Origin of the sequence: Elioraea sp. (genome assembly GCF_022842375.1) — a bacterium.
In the GTDB taxonomy this organism is placed as follows: Bacteria; Pseudomonadota; Alphaproteobacteria; order Acetobacterales; family Acetobacteraceae; genus Elioraea_A.
Genome location: NZ_JALHPR010000002.1, coordinates 215,275 through 230,222 on the forward strand (window position 1 = coordinate 215,275; position 14,948 = coordinate 230,222).

A 14,948-nucleotide genomic window follows, 5' to 3' on the forward strand; every position below is an offset into this window, starting at 1 on the left:
GGATTCAGGGATTTTCCGACGAGACCATGGCGGCAGCCAGGCGAAGGTGAGCACGTAGCTGCTTTCGAAACTCGCGCCGGCCTCTTCGAACTGGGCGCGGCGCTCGGCGTCGACCAGGGCGGAGACCGGATCGGGGAAGGTGCTGGCGGCGTAGCCGCGCGCCGGCACCCGCTACGCCTCCGCGAAGACTGCCCAGCCGGACCCGAGGCGGCGCAGTGCGCTGTTCAGCCGCGCGGCGGTGGAGGCGAGCTCGGACGGGGGGGCGCTGTCCAGGTCCGGGCCGCGGAAGTGGGCGCTGCGCTGGAACGAGCCGTCCTTGTTCAGCACCACGCCGGGTGCCACCAGGGCGGCCCAGGGGAGGAAGTCTGCGAGGGTCTGGGGGTGTGCTTGCGATATTCGGAAAGGTTCAGCATGACGCCTGCCTTGCCGTGATGCTGGAGGGAGCAGCGTGCTCTACGTCTTTCCGCCTGGCACCCGTGTTGTCGTGCGGCGTCGCTATGAACGCCCCTATCCTGATCCGATCTGCGTTCGTGCTGGCGACATTGTGCAGGTTGACCGGAAGCAGACTGAGACGACCGATCTGTTTGGCTGGCTGTGGTGCCGTGGGCCCGACGGGCGCGCGGGTTGGACGCCGGAAGCGTGGATTGAGCTCAAGGGCGACACGGGGCGCATCACGCGCGACTTTTCCGCGCTGGAATTGGACGTCGATGCGGGCGAGCAGCTGATCGCCCTTTTTGGCGAGAGCGGCTTCCTGTTCGCGCGCAGGGCTACCGGCGAGGAGGGATGGCTGCCGGATGCGCTGGTCGATCTGGAGCCCACTCCACTGTTGGGCGCGGCGGATGGAACTCCGGATGGAACTCCGGCGCACAAGCGCATAACGATGAGATCGAGCGACAATGACCGACGCCTGGACGCTGCCACGTGAGCGGACCGCAAGATCGAGGGCTTTCGGTCGGGCGCCGCCTGATCTTCCTCGCTGCGCGCGACCGGGAGGTGGCGATCGTCGCGAAGGCAAGGCCAGCGCATGGGCAGTCGCGCTGCGCAGGTGGCAGGCGAGGATAGGCTTTATGCGCACCTAGCCCCGATTCGGGGCGCAGCACGGTGCTGCTACCTAATCTGCTACCTGGCGCCGCTCCGGTCACTGAGCCGGGCAGGCTAAGTATCTGAAAACTGGCGGACCCGAAAGGATTCGAACCTTCGACCTCTGCCTTCGGAGGGCAGCGCTCTATCCAGCTGAGCTACGGGTCCGTTTTGCCTTCGTAGCCGAAGCAGGCGCGGGTGGCAAACGCCGCGCCCGCCCGGCGGTCAGTCGTCGCGGTGGGTCCGCTCCATCCGCTCATGCCGCTCCTGAGCCTCGATCGACAGGGTGGCGATCGGGCGAGCCTGGAGCCGGCGGAGCGTAATCGGCTCGCCCGACTCCTCGCAGTAGCCATAGGTGCCGTTCTCGATTCGCTCGAGCGCCTGGTCGATCTTGCTGATCAGCTTCCGCGCCCGGTCGCGGGTGCGAAGCTCAAGCGCCCGGTCGGTTTCCGCGGAGGCACGATCGGTGATGTCAGGCTCCTGCATGCCGCCGTCCTGAAGGCTCGCGAGCGTCTCGTCGGCTTCCTTCAGCAGATCCGCGCGCCAACCGAGGAGCTTGCGACGGAAATACTCGAGCTGCTGCGGGTTCATGAACTCTTCGGCATCCGAGGGCCGGTAGTCGGGCGGCAACGTCACGATCATCTCTCGTCCCCTTGGGTACGGGCGATACCGCCCTTGGCCTCGCACCCCGGCCACACGCCGGGGTCGCGAGGCGGGCGGACTATACTCACGCGCCCCCATGCCGCCAAGCCTGCAATTGGAGCGGCAACCCATTGAGACAGAACGGTTTCAGTTGGCGGTCACGCCGGCCCTGCCCGCGATCGACCAAACTCCCCCGACGCTACAGGGCGCCGGCGTGCCTCGCCGTTGCCATCTCGAGCCGCGCGAGCTCGATCTTGGCGCGGAGGCTGACCGCCGCCACCAGCTCCGCCAGATGCGGGTCGGCGGCGAGCCGGGGCTGGTCGGAAAGGGAGGCTAGCGACGCAAGGCGGGCCGGCGAGATCGCCCCGCCCAGCATCGCGTGCTGCAGTGCGGCGAGTTGCTCGAGCATCGCATCCGCCCGCCCCCTGGCCTCGCGGTCACGCTCGCCTGCCTCGATCGTCTCCTGCAACGCGATCAGCGAGGCCGCGATCGACACGCCGTCAGCCGCCGCACTCTCGCGCGTTTCCGAGGCAGCACTCGCGCTGCCGTCGGTCGGCACGCGGAACCGCCCCTGCGCGCCGGGCGTCCTGCCGGGCCGCGCCTGCGAGGCGATCGGCCCATAGCCCGTGATCTTCACCATCACCCACCTCCAGGGCCGCCGACGACGGCAGCCCGACGAGACCGTTCTCCAGGGCGCACAGTGCCGATGGGCAGCTTCGTCCGCAATCGGCAGGTTTTGCCGGGTGCGCAACGGCCTGCCGCAGCGCGGAGCGCCAGGATTTCCGCGGGGTCCGGCGTGGCACGGCCGTTGCGATCACCGTGACGAACCAGGCCCTGTCACCAAAGGACCAGCGTGACCCCGATGCCTCGCCTCCTCGCCGCCCTCGTGATCGCCGCACTCCTCGCCCCCCTCGGAGCGATGGCGCAGGTGCGCATCAAGGACATCGCCGATGTCGAGGGCGTGCGACAGAACCAGCTCGTCGGCTACGGCCTCGTCGTCGGCCTCAATGGCACCGGCGACCGGATGGCGGCGGCACCCTTCACCCGTCAGAGCGTGATCGGCATGCTCGAGCGCCTCGGCGTGAACACGCGCGACCAGGAGCAGCGGCTCGACACCAAGAACATCGCAGCCGTCATGGTCACGGCCACCCTGCCGGCCTTCTCGCGCACCGGCTCGCGGATCGACGTCCATGTCGCCGCCCTCGGCGATGCGACAAACCTCACCGGCGGCACGCTGCTCGTCACCCCCCTGCTCGGCGCCGACGGCGAGGTCTATGCCGTCGCGCAAGGCCAGATCGCGACGGGCGCGATCGCCGCGCGCGGCGGGGCGCAGAGCATCGTCCGCGGGGTGCCGACGGCAGGCCGCGTTGCCTCCGGTGCGACGGTCGAGCGCGAGATCCCGTTCGAATTCGGCCGCTCCAACACGATGCGGCTGATGCTCCGCAACCCCGACTTCACCACGGCACGACGCATTGCCGCCGCGATCAACCGTTTCGCCCGCGGCAATGTCGCGCGGTCGACCGATCCGGGCACCGTCGCGCTCACGCTCAGCGGGGCAGCGGCGGCGGACATCGTCGGCTTCATCACCGACATCGAGCAGCTCCGCGTCGAGCCCGACCAGGTGGCGCGCGTGATCATCGACGAGGCCAACGGCATCATCGTGATGGGTGCGAACGTGCGCGTCTCCACCGTCGCGATCGCGCAGGGCAACCTCACCATCCGCGTGACCGAGACGCCGCAGGTGAGCCAGCCCAACGCCTTCGGCCAAGGCGAGACGGTGGTGGTGCCGCGCACCGAGATCGAGGTGCAGGACAACGCCAACCGGCGCCTCGGCGTGGTGCAGGGCAATGTCACGCTGCAGGACCTGGTGAGCAGCCTAAACGCGCTCGGCGTCGGCCCGCGCGACATGATCCAGATCCTCCAGGCGATCAAGGCAGCGGGTGCGCTGCAGGCAGAGCTCGAGGTGATGTGAGATGCAACTGGCCCGCAGCCCCGCGGCCGACGCCGCACTCCGTTCGCTGCCCGCCGCGCGCGTCAACGGCGCGGGCGAGGCGGCACTGCGCAAGACGGCGGAACAGTTCGAGGCCATGGCGCTCGGCGCGCTGATGCAGCCGATGTTCGAGGGCCTCGGGCGTGGCCGCGGCATCGGCGGCGGCGGCAAGGGCGAGGCCGCCTGGGCGCCCATGCTGGTGAACGAGTACGCGCGCATCACCGCCGCAAGCGGTGGCCTCGGGATCGGCGAGGTGGTGTTCCGCCACATGCTCGCGGCCCAGGAACGCGGCCAGGATGTGGGCGAGGCCGCAGCGCGATGACGACAACGACGACAGGGAGAGCGACCATGCTTCAGGCCTTGATTGCTGCCGGTGTGCGGCTGTCCGATCTGCTCGTCGCGGAGAACCGCGCACTGACCGAGCTTGATCTCGCGACGGCAGCCATGATCGCGCCCGAGAAGCGCCGTGCCGTCGAGGCCTTCACCGCTGCCGAGGCAGCGATGCGCAAGGCAGGCGGCCGCGCCGAGGGTGGTGACCGTGATGCGCTGACGGAACTCTCCTCGCGGCTGACTGATCTTGCCGCGGCGAACCGCAGGATGCTCGAGCGCGCGCTCTCGGCGCAGGATGCCGTCGTGCGAACCCTCACCGCAGCAGCGACGCCGAAGCCTGCGCTCTATGCACCGGCAGGCACCTCGCCAGGCCACAGCGCCCCGCCGCGGCCGATGGGGTTCGCGGCGAGCGCCTGAAGCACTGCTTTGCGGGGCCGTTTGTTACGGGCGTGGTGCGACGATTGATGCCGGCGTTCTAGCGGCGCATCGTCGTCCACGCCGATGACTGTTCCACACCCAGCCCCGCCCCAGCCGCGCCCGCGCAACGGCGCCAACCGCACCAGCCTGCTCATCGTCGCGGCACTCTCGGCCGCGAGCGGCATCGCCTGCTGGATCGTCAAGGGCGAGGCCGGCATGGTCCAGGCGCTCGCAATCGCGTGGGACCTGTTCGTCACGATCATCCCCGTTCTCGGCGCGGCGCTCCTGCTCGCCGGCTTCGTCCAAGCGGGCATCGCCAAGGAGACGATCGGCCGCTGGCTCGGCGCTGAGTCGGGGATGCGCGGCCTCGTGGTCGCGACCATCGCCGGGGCCGCGACGCCGGGCGGGCCGATGGCGGCGTTCCCGCTCGTGCTCGCGCTGTCCGCCGGCGGGGCCGACCGGGGGGCGATGATCGCCTATGTCACGGCGTGGTCGCTGAACGGGTTCCAGCGCATCCTCGTCTGGGAGATCCCGATCCTCGGGCCGGAGTTCGCAGCCCTCCGCTTCCTCGCCTCGCTGCCGTTGCCGATCCTCGCGGGGCTGATGGCGCGGCGCCTGCCGGGATGGGGCCGATGAGGATCGCGCCATGATGCTCACCGGCATCGCGATCTGGCTGATCACGATCGCCGCGGCGCTCGTGCTCTGGCGCCGCGACCGGCCGGCGCTCGCCAAGGGCGGCCGCTTCGCCGTGGGCACGCTGAAGAACGTGCTCCCGATCATGCTGCTCGCGCTGCCGATGGCCGGCTTCCTCACCGTGCTGGTGCCGGATCGCTTCGCCGCCATCCTGTTCGGTGCGGAGACGGGCCTGCGCGGGCACCTGCTCGCGACCGTGGTCGGCGCCCTCATCCCGGGCGGGCCGTTCGTGTCCTTCCCGATCGTCCTCGCGCTCTGGAACAGCGGCGCGGGGGCCGCACAGATGGTGACGCTGATCTCCGCCTGGTCGGTGCTCGCGGTCAATCGCGTGATCGTGTGGGAGGCGCCGCTGATGGGCTGGCGCTTCGTCCTGCTCCGCCTGGTCACGGGGTTCTGGCTGCCGCTGGCCTCGGGGCTGCTGGCGGAGGCGATGCTGGCCCTGCTTCCGCCTGGCAGCATCGGGCGCTAGAAGGCGTTCATGGACCAGGGAGAGATTAGCGCCGGTGCAGCGGCGATGTGGGCCGCGCTCTGCGCGCGGCGTGGCGGCGTCGGCACGCCCCTGCCTCACGCCGATGGCGCGCAGGCGGCGATGCTCGCCGCCCTGCTTGGGCCACTGACGGTTCCCCCAATGGCGCCTGACGGCGTGTGGGTGACGGCGCATCTCGCGCAGAGCCTCGACGGCCGCATCGCGACCATGGGCGGTGTGTCGCAATGGATCAGCGATCGCGCCGACATCATCCATACGCACAGGCTGCGCGCACTGCACCACGCCATCATCGTCGGCGCCGGCACGGTCGCTGCCGATGATCCGCAGCTGACGACGCGGGAGGTGCATGGTGAAAGCCCCGTGCGCGTCGTGCTCGACACAGAGCGTCGACTACCGCCTGGCCGTCGCGTGTTCGAAGGCGGCGTGCCGACCCTGCTCGTTGTCGCCGCCGATGTACCGGGCGATGAGCGCCACGGTGCGGCGGAGGTGGTTGCCCTGCCACGCAACGCCCAAGGCGGGCTTGATCTCGCGCAACTGCTGCAACGGCTTCGCATGCGGGGACTGACCCATGTGTTCGTCGAGGGCGGTGGCGTCACGGTCGGCCGCTTCCTCGCCGCCGGGCTGCTCGATCGGCTGCACATCGTCGTTGCCCCACTGCTGCTCGGCTCCGGGCTTCCCTCCCTTGTTCTACCCGAAGCGATGAAGCCAGAGGATGGCGTGCGCGCCCCTGTGCGGACCTTCGGGCTCGGTGCCGATACGCTGTTCGATCTTGCCCTCGCCCGCGCACGGCCGGCGTGTGCGGCATGAGCGACGCCCGCGCCTTCTGGATCGTAGCACCTGGCCGCGGCGAGATCCGCGACGAGGCGCTGCGCCCGCCCGGCGAGGGCGAGGCCGCGGTCGAGACGCTGGCGAGCGGCATCTCGCGCGGTACCGAGAGCCTCGTGTTCACCGGCCGCGTGCCGCCGAGCCAGCATGACGCGATGCGCTGCCCGATGCAGGAGGGGGGCTTCGACTTCCCAGTGAAGTACGGCTACAGCGCCGTCGGCCGCGTCACCGCCGGGCCGGAGGCGCTGACGGGCAAGCGCGTGTTCTGCCTCGCACCGCACCAGACGCGCCTGGTCGTTCCGCTCGGCCTGCTCAGCGTCGTGCCCGATGCCGTGCCTGCTCCACGCGCCGTGCTTGCCGCGAACATGGAGACGGCGGTCAACATTGCGTGGGATGCGGCTGCGTTGCCGGGTGAGCGGGTGCTCGTGGTGGGCGCAGGCGTCGTCGGCCTGCTTGCTGCATTCCTCATTGCCCGCATTCCAGGCGTCAGCCTCGCGGTGATCGACCCTGACGCGGGCAAGGCACGGGTCGCTGCCGCACTCGGCCTTACCCTTCTCGCGCCGGAGGAGGCGATGGGTGACGCCGACCTCATCGTGCACGCATCGGGCGCGCCGGAAGGGCTTCGCTTCGCGCTCGCCCATGCCGCCTTCGAGGCGCGGATCGTCGAGGCCTCGTGGTTCGGCGACAAGCCCGTGCCGCTGCCGCTGGGCGAGGCGTTTCATAGCCGCCGCCTCCGCCTCATCTCGTCGCAGGTCGGGCATATCGGCGGGGCGATGCGCGGCCGGCGCAGCTACGCGGAACGAATGGCGCTCGCCCTCTCGCTCCTCGACGACGCGCGGCTCGATGCGCTGCTGGACGGGCCGTCCGCGTTCGATGATCTTCCCGCGACGATGGCGCGGCTTGCCGCCGCCCCGGGTGTTCTCTGCCATGTCGTGCGTCACAGACACGAAGCGTAAAGGAGCAAGCCGCCGTGTTCAGCCTTACCGTCTGCGACCATGTGATGATCGCCCACTCCTTCCGGGGCGAGGTGTTCGGCCCGGCGCAGAAGCTGCACGGCGCCACCTACGCCATCGAGGCGGAGTTCCGCGTGCCGACGCTCGATGGTGATGGCCTCGTCGTCGATATCGGGCTCGCGCGCACCGAGCTTCGCCGCGCGCTCGACAGCTTCGACTACGACAATCTCGACGTGCTGCCGCAGTTCACCGCGACGAACACGACGACGGAGTTCATGGCCTCGCACGTCCACGGCCTGCTGGTCGCGGCGCTGAAGGCAGGCAAGCTCGGCGAGGGCGGCAGGCGCGTCACCTCGCTCAAGGTGCTGCTGCGCGAAAGCCCCGTTGCGTGGGCTGCGTTTGAAGGACCGGTGGGATGACGCTGGCGCTGGTCGTTCCCGCGCCGTTCACGGCGGTGAGCGGCGGCTATGCCTATGACAGGCGCATGGTCGATGGCCTGCGCGCGCGCGGGTACGGCGTGCGCGTGATCGAGCTTCCGGGACGGCACCCGCTGCCAGATGCCGCGGCCGAGGCTGCCGCGTGGCAGACGCTCGCCGATCGCGAGCCCGGCGAGACGATGATCATCGACGGCCTGGCACTTCCCGCCTTCGCCGGCTGCGCGGAGGCGCTCGACGGTGCTGGTGCGATCGGGTTGATCCATCACCCGACACCGCTCGAGAAGGGGCTCTCCGACGCGGAGGCGGCACTGCTCCGCGAAAAGGAGGCGACGCTGCTGCCGCGCCTCTCCCACATCATCGCGACGAGCGGGATGACGGCGCGACAGCTCGCCGCGATGGGGATCGCGACTGATCGCATCACCGTGATCGAGCCGGGCACCGAGGATGCGCCGCGAGCGGAAGGCAGCCGTGCCGCGGGATGTTCCATCCTCGCCGTCGGCGCCCTCGTGCCGCGCAAGGGCCATGACCTGCTGCTGCGCGCGCTGGGGCGGCTGACCGACCTGCAATGGCGGCTGACCATCGTCGGCGCACCCGACCGTGACGCCGTGCATGCCGCGGGGCTTGCCGCACTCGCCGAGGAACTGGGCATTGCCTCACGCGTCACCTTCGCCGGCGAGGTGGATGATCACGCACTCGCGGCACTCTGGCACGAGACCGACGTGTTCGCCCTCGCCACCTGGCACGAGGGCTACGGCATGGCCGTGGCGGAGGCGCTGAAGCGCGGCGTTCCCATCGCCGTCACGGCCGGCGGGGCGGTGGCCGATCTCGCGCCGCTCGAGGCCTCGATCGTCGCACCACCCGGTGAGTGGATGACGCTGTCGCGCGCGATGCGGCGGATCATCTTCGACGGCGAGCTCCGCCGCCGCATGGCAGACCACGCCTTCGCCGCCGGCCAGGCGCTTCCGGGCTGGGAGGCGCAGGCCGATGCCTTCGTCGCCGTTGTCGCAGGAGCGCGCCGGTGAGCGAGGGTTTCAGCGCAGACTGGCTCTCGCGCCGCGAACCATTCGATGCGCGCGCACGCTCCCCCGCCCTCGCCGCGCGGCTGGCGGAGGTGCTGCCCGCGCGGCCACGCATCCTCGAGCTTGGTGCCGGCGCCGGGTCGCTGTTTCGCTGGCTCGCTCCCCGCATTGGCCGCGCACAGGTGTGGACGATGCTGGATGCCGACGGCGACCTCCTCGCCGATGGGTTCGACCGTACCGCTGCGTGGGCCGCGCGGCGCGGGTGGAACGTCACCGCGCCCTCGGGCGCGCTGATCGTGCATGCGCCGGGCGGTGCCTGGCGCATCGAGGCGCGCGTGGCGGATTTCGGCGCGAGCTCCGCCGCCCTGCCACTCGCGGGCCACGATGCGGTCGTGTGTTCCGCGCTGTTCGATCTGATCTCGGCGGCGTGGGTTCGCGCGTTCGCCGCGCGCCTCGCCGTTCCCTTTCTCGCCTGCCTCACCGTCGACGGCCGCGATCGGTTCATTCCCCCAGTCCCGGGTGATGCACGCGTGCGGACAGGCTTCGCGCGGCACATGCGTAGCGACAAGGGCTTCGGCCGCGCCATGGGACAGGACGCGCCGGCGATGCTCGCACGCATCCTGCGCGAGGCGGGTTTCGACGTCGCCTCCGCGCCGAGTGACTGGCTGATCCCTCGGATGGCGACGACGTTTCTCGCCGACATGGTGGAGGGGCACGCAGGTGCTGCGGCTGACGCGCTGCCGGCGCAGGCCGCGCCGATCCACGCCTGGTCCGACGCGCGGAGGAGGGCGATCGCGGCTGGACGCCTCTCGCTGGTCATCGGCCATCGCGACATCCTCGCACTTCCGAAGAAGGACTGACTCCATGGGGCTCCTGCTCGGCGCGATCGCCGACGATTTCACCGGCGCGACCGACCTTGCCAACACGCTCGTCAAGGGCGGGATGCGCACGGTGCAGATCATCGGCGTACCCGAGGCGGGCTCGGCCATGCCGGATGCGGACGCGATCGTGGTTGCGCTCAAGTCACGCACGGCACCGGTGGCCGATGCGGTGGCGGAAAGCCTTGCCGCGCTCGCCTGGCTGCAGAAGGCCGGCGTGCGGCAGGTCATCTTCAAGGTGTGCTCGACCTTCGACAGCACCGATGCCGGCAATATCGGGCCGGTGGCCGATGCGCTGCTCTCTGCCCTCGGCGCTCCCTTCGCGCCTGTGTGCCCCGCCTTCCCGACGAACGGCCGCACCGTCTACCAGGGCCATCTCTTCGTCGGCGCCGCGCTGCTGAACGAGAGCGGGATGGAGAACCACCCGCTGACGCCGATGAAGGATGCGAACCTCGTCCGCGTCATGGGGCGGCAGAGCGGCGGCACGGTCGGCCTCGTGCCGTTCGTGACGGTCGAGGCCGGCGCCGATGCGACGCGGCGTGCCTTCATGGGGCTGCGCGAGCGTGGCACGCGCTACGGCATCGTCGATGCGGTGTCGGACCAGCATCTCATGGCGCTGGGCGAGGCGGCGGCGAACCTGCCGCTGCTGGTCGGCGGATCAGGCATCGCGATGGGCCTGCCCGCGAATTTCCGGCGTGACGGCAGCCTCGCCCACGGCGCTGGGGCGGACGACCTGCCGCTGCCCGCAGGGCATGCGGCGGTCGTCGCCGGCTCCTGCTCGCGCGCCACGCTTGCGCAGATCGGGCTCGCGCGCGATGCCGTGCCGACGCTCGAGCTCGACCCGCTGGCTGAACCCGATGCAGCCGCACTCGCAGCCCGCGCGCTGGCCTGGGCGGAGAGCAGGCTCGGCGCAGCGCCGATCGTGATCGCAGCCTCCGCGATGCCGGAGAAGGTCGCGGCATTGCAGGGCAAGCTCGGGCGGGACGCTGCCGGCATGCTTGTCGAACATGCGCTCGCCAACATCGCCGAGGGGCTCGTCGCGCGCGGCGTGCGGCGGCTCGTCATCGCCGGCGGCGAGACCTCGGGTGCCGTCGTGCAGCGGCTTGGCGTCACGCGGCTTCGCATCGGCGCCGAGATCGACCCCGGCGTGCCTTGGACATTGGCAGAGGGCCAGGGAACGCCGCTGCTGCTCGCGCTCAAGAGCGGCAATTTCGGCGGGCGTGACTTCTTCCTGAAGGCATTCGCGATGCTGGAGCCCGCGTCGTGACCGATGACGAACGGCGCGGTCGGGAGGAGATGGGGGCCCTTGCCGCGAGCCTGTTCGCGCGCGGCTTCTCTGTGGGCAGTGCCGGCAACATCTCGATGCGGCTGGCTGACGGTTTCCTGATCACGCCGACCAATTCCTGCCTTGGCCGGCTCGACCCTGCGCGCATCGCGAAGCTCGACGCAGGGTTCGCGCATGTGGGCGGGGACAAGCCCTCGAAAGAGGTGTTCATGCACCGCGCCTTCTACACCTCGCGCGACGATGCCGGTGCTGTCGTGCACCTCCACAGCACCTGGGCGACGGCGGTGTCCTGCCTCGCGAATGTCGACCAGGCGAACCCCATCCCGCCGCTGACGCCCTATTTCGTGATGCGCATCGGGCGGGCGATGCCAATCGTCCGCTACTACCGACCTGGTGACGCCGCGATGGAGCCCGCGATCACCGAGGCCGCGCGCGGTGCGCGTGCGGTGCTGCTCGCCAATCACGGGCCGGTGGTGTCTGGCCGCACGCTGACCGATGCCGTCCATGCGGCGGAGGAGCTCGAGGAGGCAGCGAAGCTCTTCATGCTGCTGCGGCAGGAGCGCACGCGGCTGCTGACGCCGGCTGAGGTCGAGGACCTGCTGTCGACGTTCGGCTGACGGCATTCAGGCAGGCAGACAAACGAAACACGCCGGCGGGGCTGCCCGCCGGCGTGCTCGCATTCACATGGACGGCCCGACGCGCGGGCCGGCGATGCCGGGATCAGGTGCCCGGAGTGTCTGCCGCCGGGGTGGCAGACGCTGCCGCCTTGCGGGGGCGGCGCACGGCGGGCTTCTTCGCCGCGGGTTTCGCGGCGGCCTTCTTCGCGGCGGGCTTCTTCGCCGCGGGCTTGGCAGCCGCCTTCTTCGCCGCGGGCTTCTTCGCCGCCGCAGCCTTCTTCACCGCCGGCTTCTTGGCGGCAACGCGCTTGGCCGGGGCCTTGGCCGCCGCTGCGCGCTTCGGAGCGGCCTTCTTCGCCGCCGTCGCCCGCTTCGGTGCGGCCTTCTTCGCCGCCGGCTTCTTCGCCGCGGCTGCCCGCTTCGGCGCTGCCTTCTTGGCGGCGGGCTTCGCTGCCGTCTTCTTCACGGCTGCCCGCATCGCCATCGGCTGAGCGCGGCCTTCGCCGGCAACCGACTCTACTGCCGCACGGATGGCTTCGACCGCCGCCGGCACGACCTTCGTGATGGTCACGTGCACAAACTCCTTCTCGATGAGGTCATGGACAGGCATGCCCTTCCCCGCTGCACGGGTTCGCCGCGGCGGCGCCAGCGGGCCGCCTGGGCAACGGGAAACCGAAGACGCGTGACCATCGCCGCGGGATGCTGCTGCGATGGCTGAGTGCGCGCGATGCCGAAGTCGATGCCAGGCATCTCATCGATGCAAAGCATCTCGGCCGGGGAACGATCGCCCGCGCTGTGCGCCTCCGGGGATGTCGTCACCGCGGGTGCGGCTTCGACGAACATGCGGTCCATGGACCGTCCTTCCCTGCGCGGAGCGTTTCGATGCAGCGATCGCGAATTGCGAATCGGAATGCATCTGCTTCCGCAACATCACGCTATGCGTGTGGTGAAGATGCGTGTCAACAAAAACGACATCGCGCACACGCATTTCGTGCATGAAATCGTACAGCGCATGCGCGTCGCGCGCCGATGATGTTTACGCAGTGGCAAGAATGCGGCGCGCGACGCACATGCGCAACGCCGATCACTGCGTCGCGCGCATGTCGGGCGATGCACCGTAGACAGGCGTGCGCCACGCCGCACGTGCGGCGATGCTGCCATCGGCGATGCCGAAGTAGCGCGCCTGCACGCGGCTGGTCAGCGCACCGACGCGGCCATCACCAACGGCGAGGCGGTCGACGGAGGTGATCGGCGTCACCTCCCACGCCGTGCCGCAGAAGAATGCCTCGTCGGCGGCGTAGAGCTCGGTGCGATCGACGTCGCGTTCCTCCACCGTCACGCCGAGATCCTCGCGCAGCAGCCTGATCACCGCATCGCGCGTGATGCTCTCGAGGATGTCGTTGGTGATCGAGGGTGTGATGACGACGCCGTCACGCACCATGAAGAGGCACATGCCAGGCCCTTCCGCGACCTTGCCGCGGCTGTTCAGCAGGATCGCCGCGCCATAGCCGTTCGTGCGCGCCTCCTGCACCGCGAAGCGGCCGTTCTGGTAGTTGGCGTTCGCCTTCACGCGCATCGGCTGGGAACTGTCCTCCGGCCGCCGCCAGGAGACGACGCCAGCAGCAAGCCCTTCCGCGATCGCCTTCGTCGGCGGGCGATGAATGGCGGTGCACGCCATGCCGACAGGGCCGGTCGCGCTCATCTCGCCATCGCCTTCGAGGAACACCGAGAGGCGTATATGTGCTGGCCCGCGGAAGCGGTTGGCGCGCAGCACCTCGAGCACCGCGCGCTCCATCTCCGCGCGATCGGGCCCTGGGTCGAAGCGCATCACCTTCAGCCCGAAGGCGAGGCGGTCGAGATGCTCGGCGAGGCGGAAGACGTAGAGCTCCCCCTCCGCCGCATTCCAGTAGCCGCGCAGCCCCTCGAAAATCCCGGTGCCGTATTTCACGACGGGGGAGAACACATGAACGCGCGCTTCGTTCCACGGCACGATGCCGCCGTTGAACCAGGCGAACTCAGGCTGCGTGCTTGGCATCGTTGTGTCCTCCGTCAGGAATGCTGACCGAGGCTAGGCCGCCGGAAGGTGCCGCAGAAAGAGAAAGGGCGCGGGGGGGTGCCCCGCGCCCTCTGCAATGCGCCGAGGCCTGATGTCAGCCGCGCGCGCGGATCGGCGTCACGCTCCGCTCCGCCTCGCCGACATACTGCGACAGTGGGCGGATCAGCCTGTTGTCCTGCATCTGCTCCAGCACGTGGGCGGACCAGCCGGTGATGCGGCTGGCGACGAACAGCGGCGTGAAGAACGGAATGTCGAAGCCCATCATGTAATAGGTGGGGCCTGCCGGGAAATCGAGGTTGGGGTGGATCGCCTTCTTCGCCAGCATCTCCTCGGCGAGGATGGCGCTGATCTCGAGCCACTTCTCCCCGCCCATCCGCTTCGCCACCTGGTCGCGGTACTTCGCCATGGTGGGAACGCGGCTGTCCCCGGTGCGGTAGACGCGATGGCCGAAGCCCATCACCAGCGCACGATGCTCGAGCTTGTCGTCGATCCAGCCGCGCGCCTTCGTGGCGGTGCCGACCTCCTTCAGCATGTGCATCACCGCCTCGTTGGCCCCGCCATGCAGCGGGCCCTTCAGCGCGGCAATGCCGGCGGTGATGGCGGCATGGATGTCGGCCTGCGTGCTCGTCACCGTCCGCGCCGTGAAGGTCGAGGCGTTGAAGCTATGCTCGGCGTAGAGCGTCATCGAGGCGTCGAACGCCTTCACGATCGCCTTGTCGGGCACCTTGCCGAAGAACATATGGAAGATGTTCTCAGAGAAGCCGAGTTCAGCCTTCGGGCGGATCGGGCGAAGACCCTTGCGGATGCGCGCGATCGCCGCGACAGCCGTCGGGATCTTGGCGTAGAGGCGAAGCGCCTTCCGCCGCGTCGCCTCGACGGACGTGTCCTGCCCGTCAGGGTCCTCCATCCCCATGAACGACACCGCCGTGCGGGTCGCGTCCATCGGGTGGGCCTTCTTCGGGAACTCCTCGATCACGCGGATCAGCGGGCGGGAGATGCCGCGCTCTGCCACCTCGGCGCGGCGGAAGGCGTTCAGCTCCTTCCGCGTCGGCAGTGTGCCGACCATGAGCAGGTGCGCGACCTCCTCGAAGCTGCACTGGTCGGCGAGGTCCTGCACCGGATAGCCGCGATAGGTGAGCGAGTTCGTCTCAGGCATCACCTTCGAGACGGCCGTGACATCGGCCATCACGCCGGCGAGGCCCTTGTGGACCTCCGGGTTCGTGATCTGGTTCATGCTCG

At 69.8% G+C, this 14,948-nt stretch carries 19 protein-coding genes, 1 tRNA gene and 1 pseudogene; 13 read left to right on the plus strand and 8 right to left on the minus strand.

The features are described from left to right. Positions 1–27 precede the first annotated feature (27 nt). Positions 28–413 (minus strand): annotated as a pseudogene (locus Q0C38_RS02815) (conjugal transfer protein TrbE); the annotation flags it as partial. 35 nt (positions 414–448) lie between these two features. On the opposite strand from Q0C38_RS02815, the gene Q0C38_RS02820 reads away from it, so the two are divergent. Beyond that, positions 449–925 carry an SH3 domain-containing protein gene (locus Q0C38_RS02820; protein WP_291295535.1) on the plus strand — a complete coding sequence of 159 codons (477 nt, stop codon included), beginning with the start codon at positions 449–451 and terminating at the stop codon, positions 923–925. A gap of 246 nt (positions 926–1,171) precedes the next feature. On the opposite strand, the gene Q0C38_RS02825 is transcribed toward Q0C38_RS02820, so the two are convergent. The 3 genes from Q0C38_RS02825 to Q0C38_RS02835 all read right to left on the minus strand — a co-directional run bounded on the left by Q0C38_RS02825 (position 1,172) and on the right by Q0C38_RS02835 (position 2,362). Further along, a tRNA-Arg gene (locus Q0C38_RS02825) sits at positions 1,172–1,248 on the minus strand. A gap of 57 nt (positions 1,249–1,305) precedes the next feature. After that, entirely contained in the window at positions 1,306–1,719 is a 414-nt protein-coding gene (dksA, locus tag Q0C38_RS02830; RefSeq protein WP_291295641.1) for an RNA polymerase-binding protein DksA, read from the minus strand. A gap of 202 nt (positions 1,720–1,921) precedes the next feature. Beyond that, complete coding sequence (locus tag Q0C38_RS02835; RefSeq protein WP_291295536.1) at positions 1,922–2,362, minus strand: flagellar assembly protein FliX; 441 nt, start codon at positions 2,360–2,362, stop codon at positions 1,922–1,924. 222 nt (positions 2,363–2,584) lie between these two features. On the opposite strand from Q0C38_RS02835, the gene Q0C38_RS02840 reads away from it, so the two are divergent. From Q0C38_RS02840 to Q0C38_RS02895, 12 genes are all read left to right on the plus strand, one after another. Further along, the gene (locus Q0C38_RS02840; protein WP_291295537.1) at positions 2,585–3,694 is read left to right on the plus strand and encodes a flagellar basal body P-ring protein FlgI; all 1,110 of its coding nucleotides are present in this window, start codon (positions 2,585–2,587) and stop codon (positions 3,692–3,694) included. A gap of 1 nt (position 3,695) precedes the next feature. Further along, positions 3,696–4,034, plus strand: a complete 339-nt coding sequence (locus Q0C38_RS02845; protein ID WP_291295538.1) for a rod-binding protein — start codon at positions 3,696–3,698, stop codon at positions 4,032–4,034. A gap of 26 nt (positions 4,035–4,060) precedes the next feature. After that, entirely contained in the window at positions 4,061–4,459 is a 399-nt protein-coding gene (locus Q0C38_RS02850; RefSeq protein WP_291295539.1) for a hypothetical protein, read from the plus strand. 84 nt (positions 4,460–4,543) lie between these two features. Further along, positions 4,544–5,095 (plus strand): permease, encoded by a 552-nt coding sequence (locus Q0C38_RS02855; protein WP_291295540.1) that lies wholly within the window; start codon positions 4,544–4,546, stop codon positions 5,093–5,095. 10 nt (positions 5,096–5,105) lie between these two features. Further along, positions 5,106–5,621 carry a hypothetical protein gene (locus Q0C38_RS02860; protein ID WP_291295541.1) on the plus strand — a complete coding sequence of 172 codons (516 nt, stop codon included), beginning with the start codon at positions 5,106–5,108 and terminating at the stop codon, positions 5,619–5,621. 9 nt (positions 5,622–5,630) lie between these two features. Beyond that, positions 5,631–6,446, plus strand: a complete 816-nt coding sequence (locus Q0C38_RS02865; protein ID WP_291295542.1) for a RibD family protein — start codon at positions 5,631–5,633, stop codon at positions 6,444–6,446. After that, complete coding sequence (locus Q0C38_RS02870) at positions 6,443–7,420, plus strand: zinc-binding alcohol dehydrogenase (RefSeq protein ID WP_291295543.1); 978 nt, start codon at positions 6,443–6,445, stop codon at positions 7,418–7,420. Before Q0C38_RS02865 ends, Q0C38_RS02870 begins: the two co-directional genes overlap by 4 nt. Before the next feature lie 14 nt (positions 7,421–7,434). Beyond that, positions 7,435–7,836, plus strand: coding sequence for a 6-carboxytetrahydropterin synthase (locus Q0C38_RS02875; protein WP_291295544.1), 402 nt, complete (start codon positions 7,435–7,437; stop codon positions 7,834–7,836). Then, positions 7,833–8,876: a glycosyltransferase family 4 protein gene (locus Q0C38_RS02880; protein ID WP_291295545.1), complete on the plus strand. Its 1,044-nt coding sequence runs from the start codon at positions 7,833–7,835 to the stop codon at positions 8,874–8,876. Before Q0C38_RS02875 ends, Q0C38_RS02880 begins: the two co-directional genes overlap by 4 nt. Beyond that, positions 8,873–9,733 (plus strand): class I SAM-dependent methyltransferase, encoded by an 861-nt coding sequence (locus Q0C38_RS02885; protein WP_291295546.1) that lies wholly within the window; start codon positions 8,873–8,875, stop codon positions 9,731–9,733. Before Q0C38_RS02880 ends, Q0C38_RS02885 begins: the two co-directional genes overlap by 4 nt. A 4-nt stretch (positions 9,734–9,737) precedes the next feature. After that, positions 9,738–11,018 carry a 3-oxo-tetronate kinase gene (otnK, locus tag Q0C38_RS02890; protein ID WP_291295547.1) on the plus strand — a complete coding sequence of 427 codons (1,281 nt, stop codon included), beginning with the start codon at positions 9,738–9,740 and terminating at the stop codon, positions 11,016–11,018. Beyond that, positions 11,015–11,653, plus strand: coding sequence for an aldolase (locus Q0C38_RS02895; RefSeq protein ID WP_291295548.1), 639 nt, complete (start codon positions 11,015–11,017; stop codon positions 11,651–11,653). The genes otnK and Q0C38_RS02895 overlap by 4 nt, the downstream gene beginning before the upstream one ends. 103 nt (positions 11,654–11,756) lie before the next feature. On the opposite strand, the gene Q0C38_RS02900 is transcribed toward Q0C38_RS02895, so the two are convergent. From Q0C38_RS02900 to Q0C38_RS02915, 4 genes are all read right to left on the minus strand, one after another. Further along, positions 11,757–12,224, minus strand: a complete 468-nt coding sequence (locus Q0C38_RS02900; protein WP_291295549.1) for a hypothetical protein — start codon at positions 12,222–12,224, stop codon at positions 11,757–11,759. Further along, complete coding sequence (locus Q0C38_RS02905; RefSeq protein ID WP_291295550.1) at positions 12,221–12,505, minus strand: hypothetical protein; 285 nt, start codon at positions 12,503–12,505, stop codon at positions 12,221–12,223. Before Q0C38_RS02905 ends, Q0C38_RS02900 begins: the two co-directional genes overlap by 4 nt. A gap of 232 nt (positions 12,506–12,737) precedes the next feature. After that, on the minus strand, positions 12,738–13,688 hold the full coding sequence (locus Q0C38_RS02910) for a branched-chain amino acid transaminase (RefSeq protein WP_291295551.1): 951 nt from the start codon (positions 13,686–13,688) through the stop codon (positions 12,738–12,740). A 115-nt stretch (positions 13,689–13,803) separates the two neighbouring features. Then, complete coding sequence (locus Q0C38_RS02915) at positions 13,804–14,943, minus strand: bifunctional 2-methylcitrate synthase/citrate synthase (RefSeq protein ID WP_291295552.1); 1,140 nt, start codon at positions 14,941–14,943, stop codon at positions 13,804–13,806. Between the last annotated feature and the right edge of the window lie 5 nt (positions 14,944–14,948).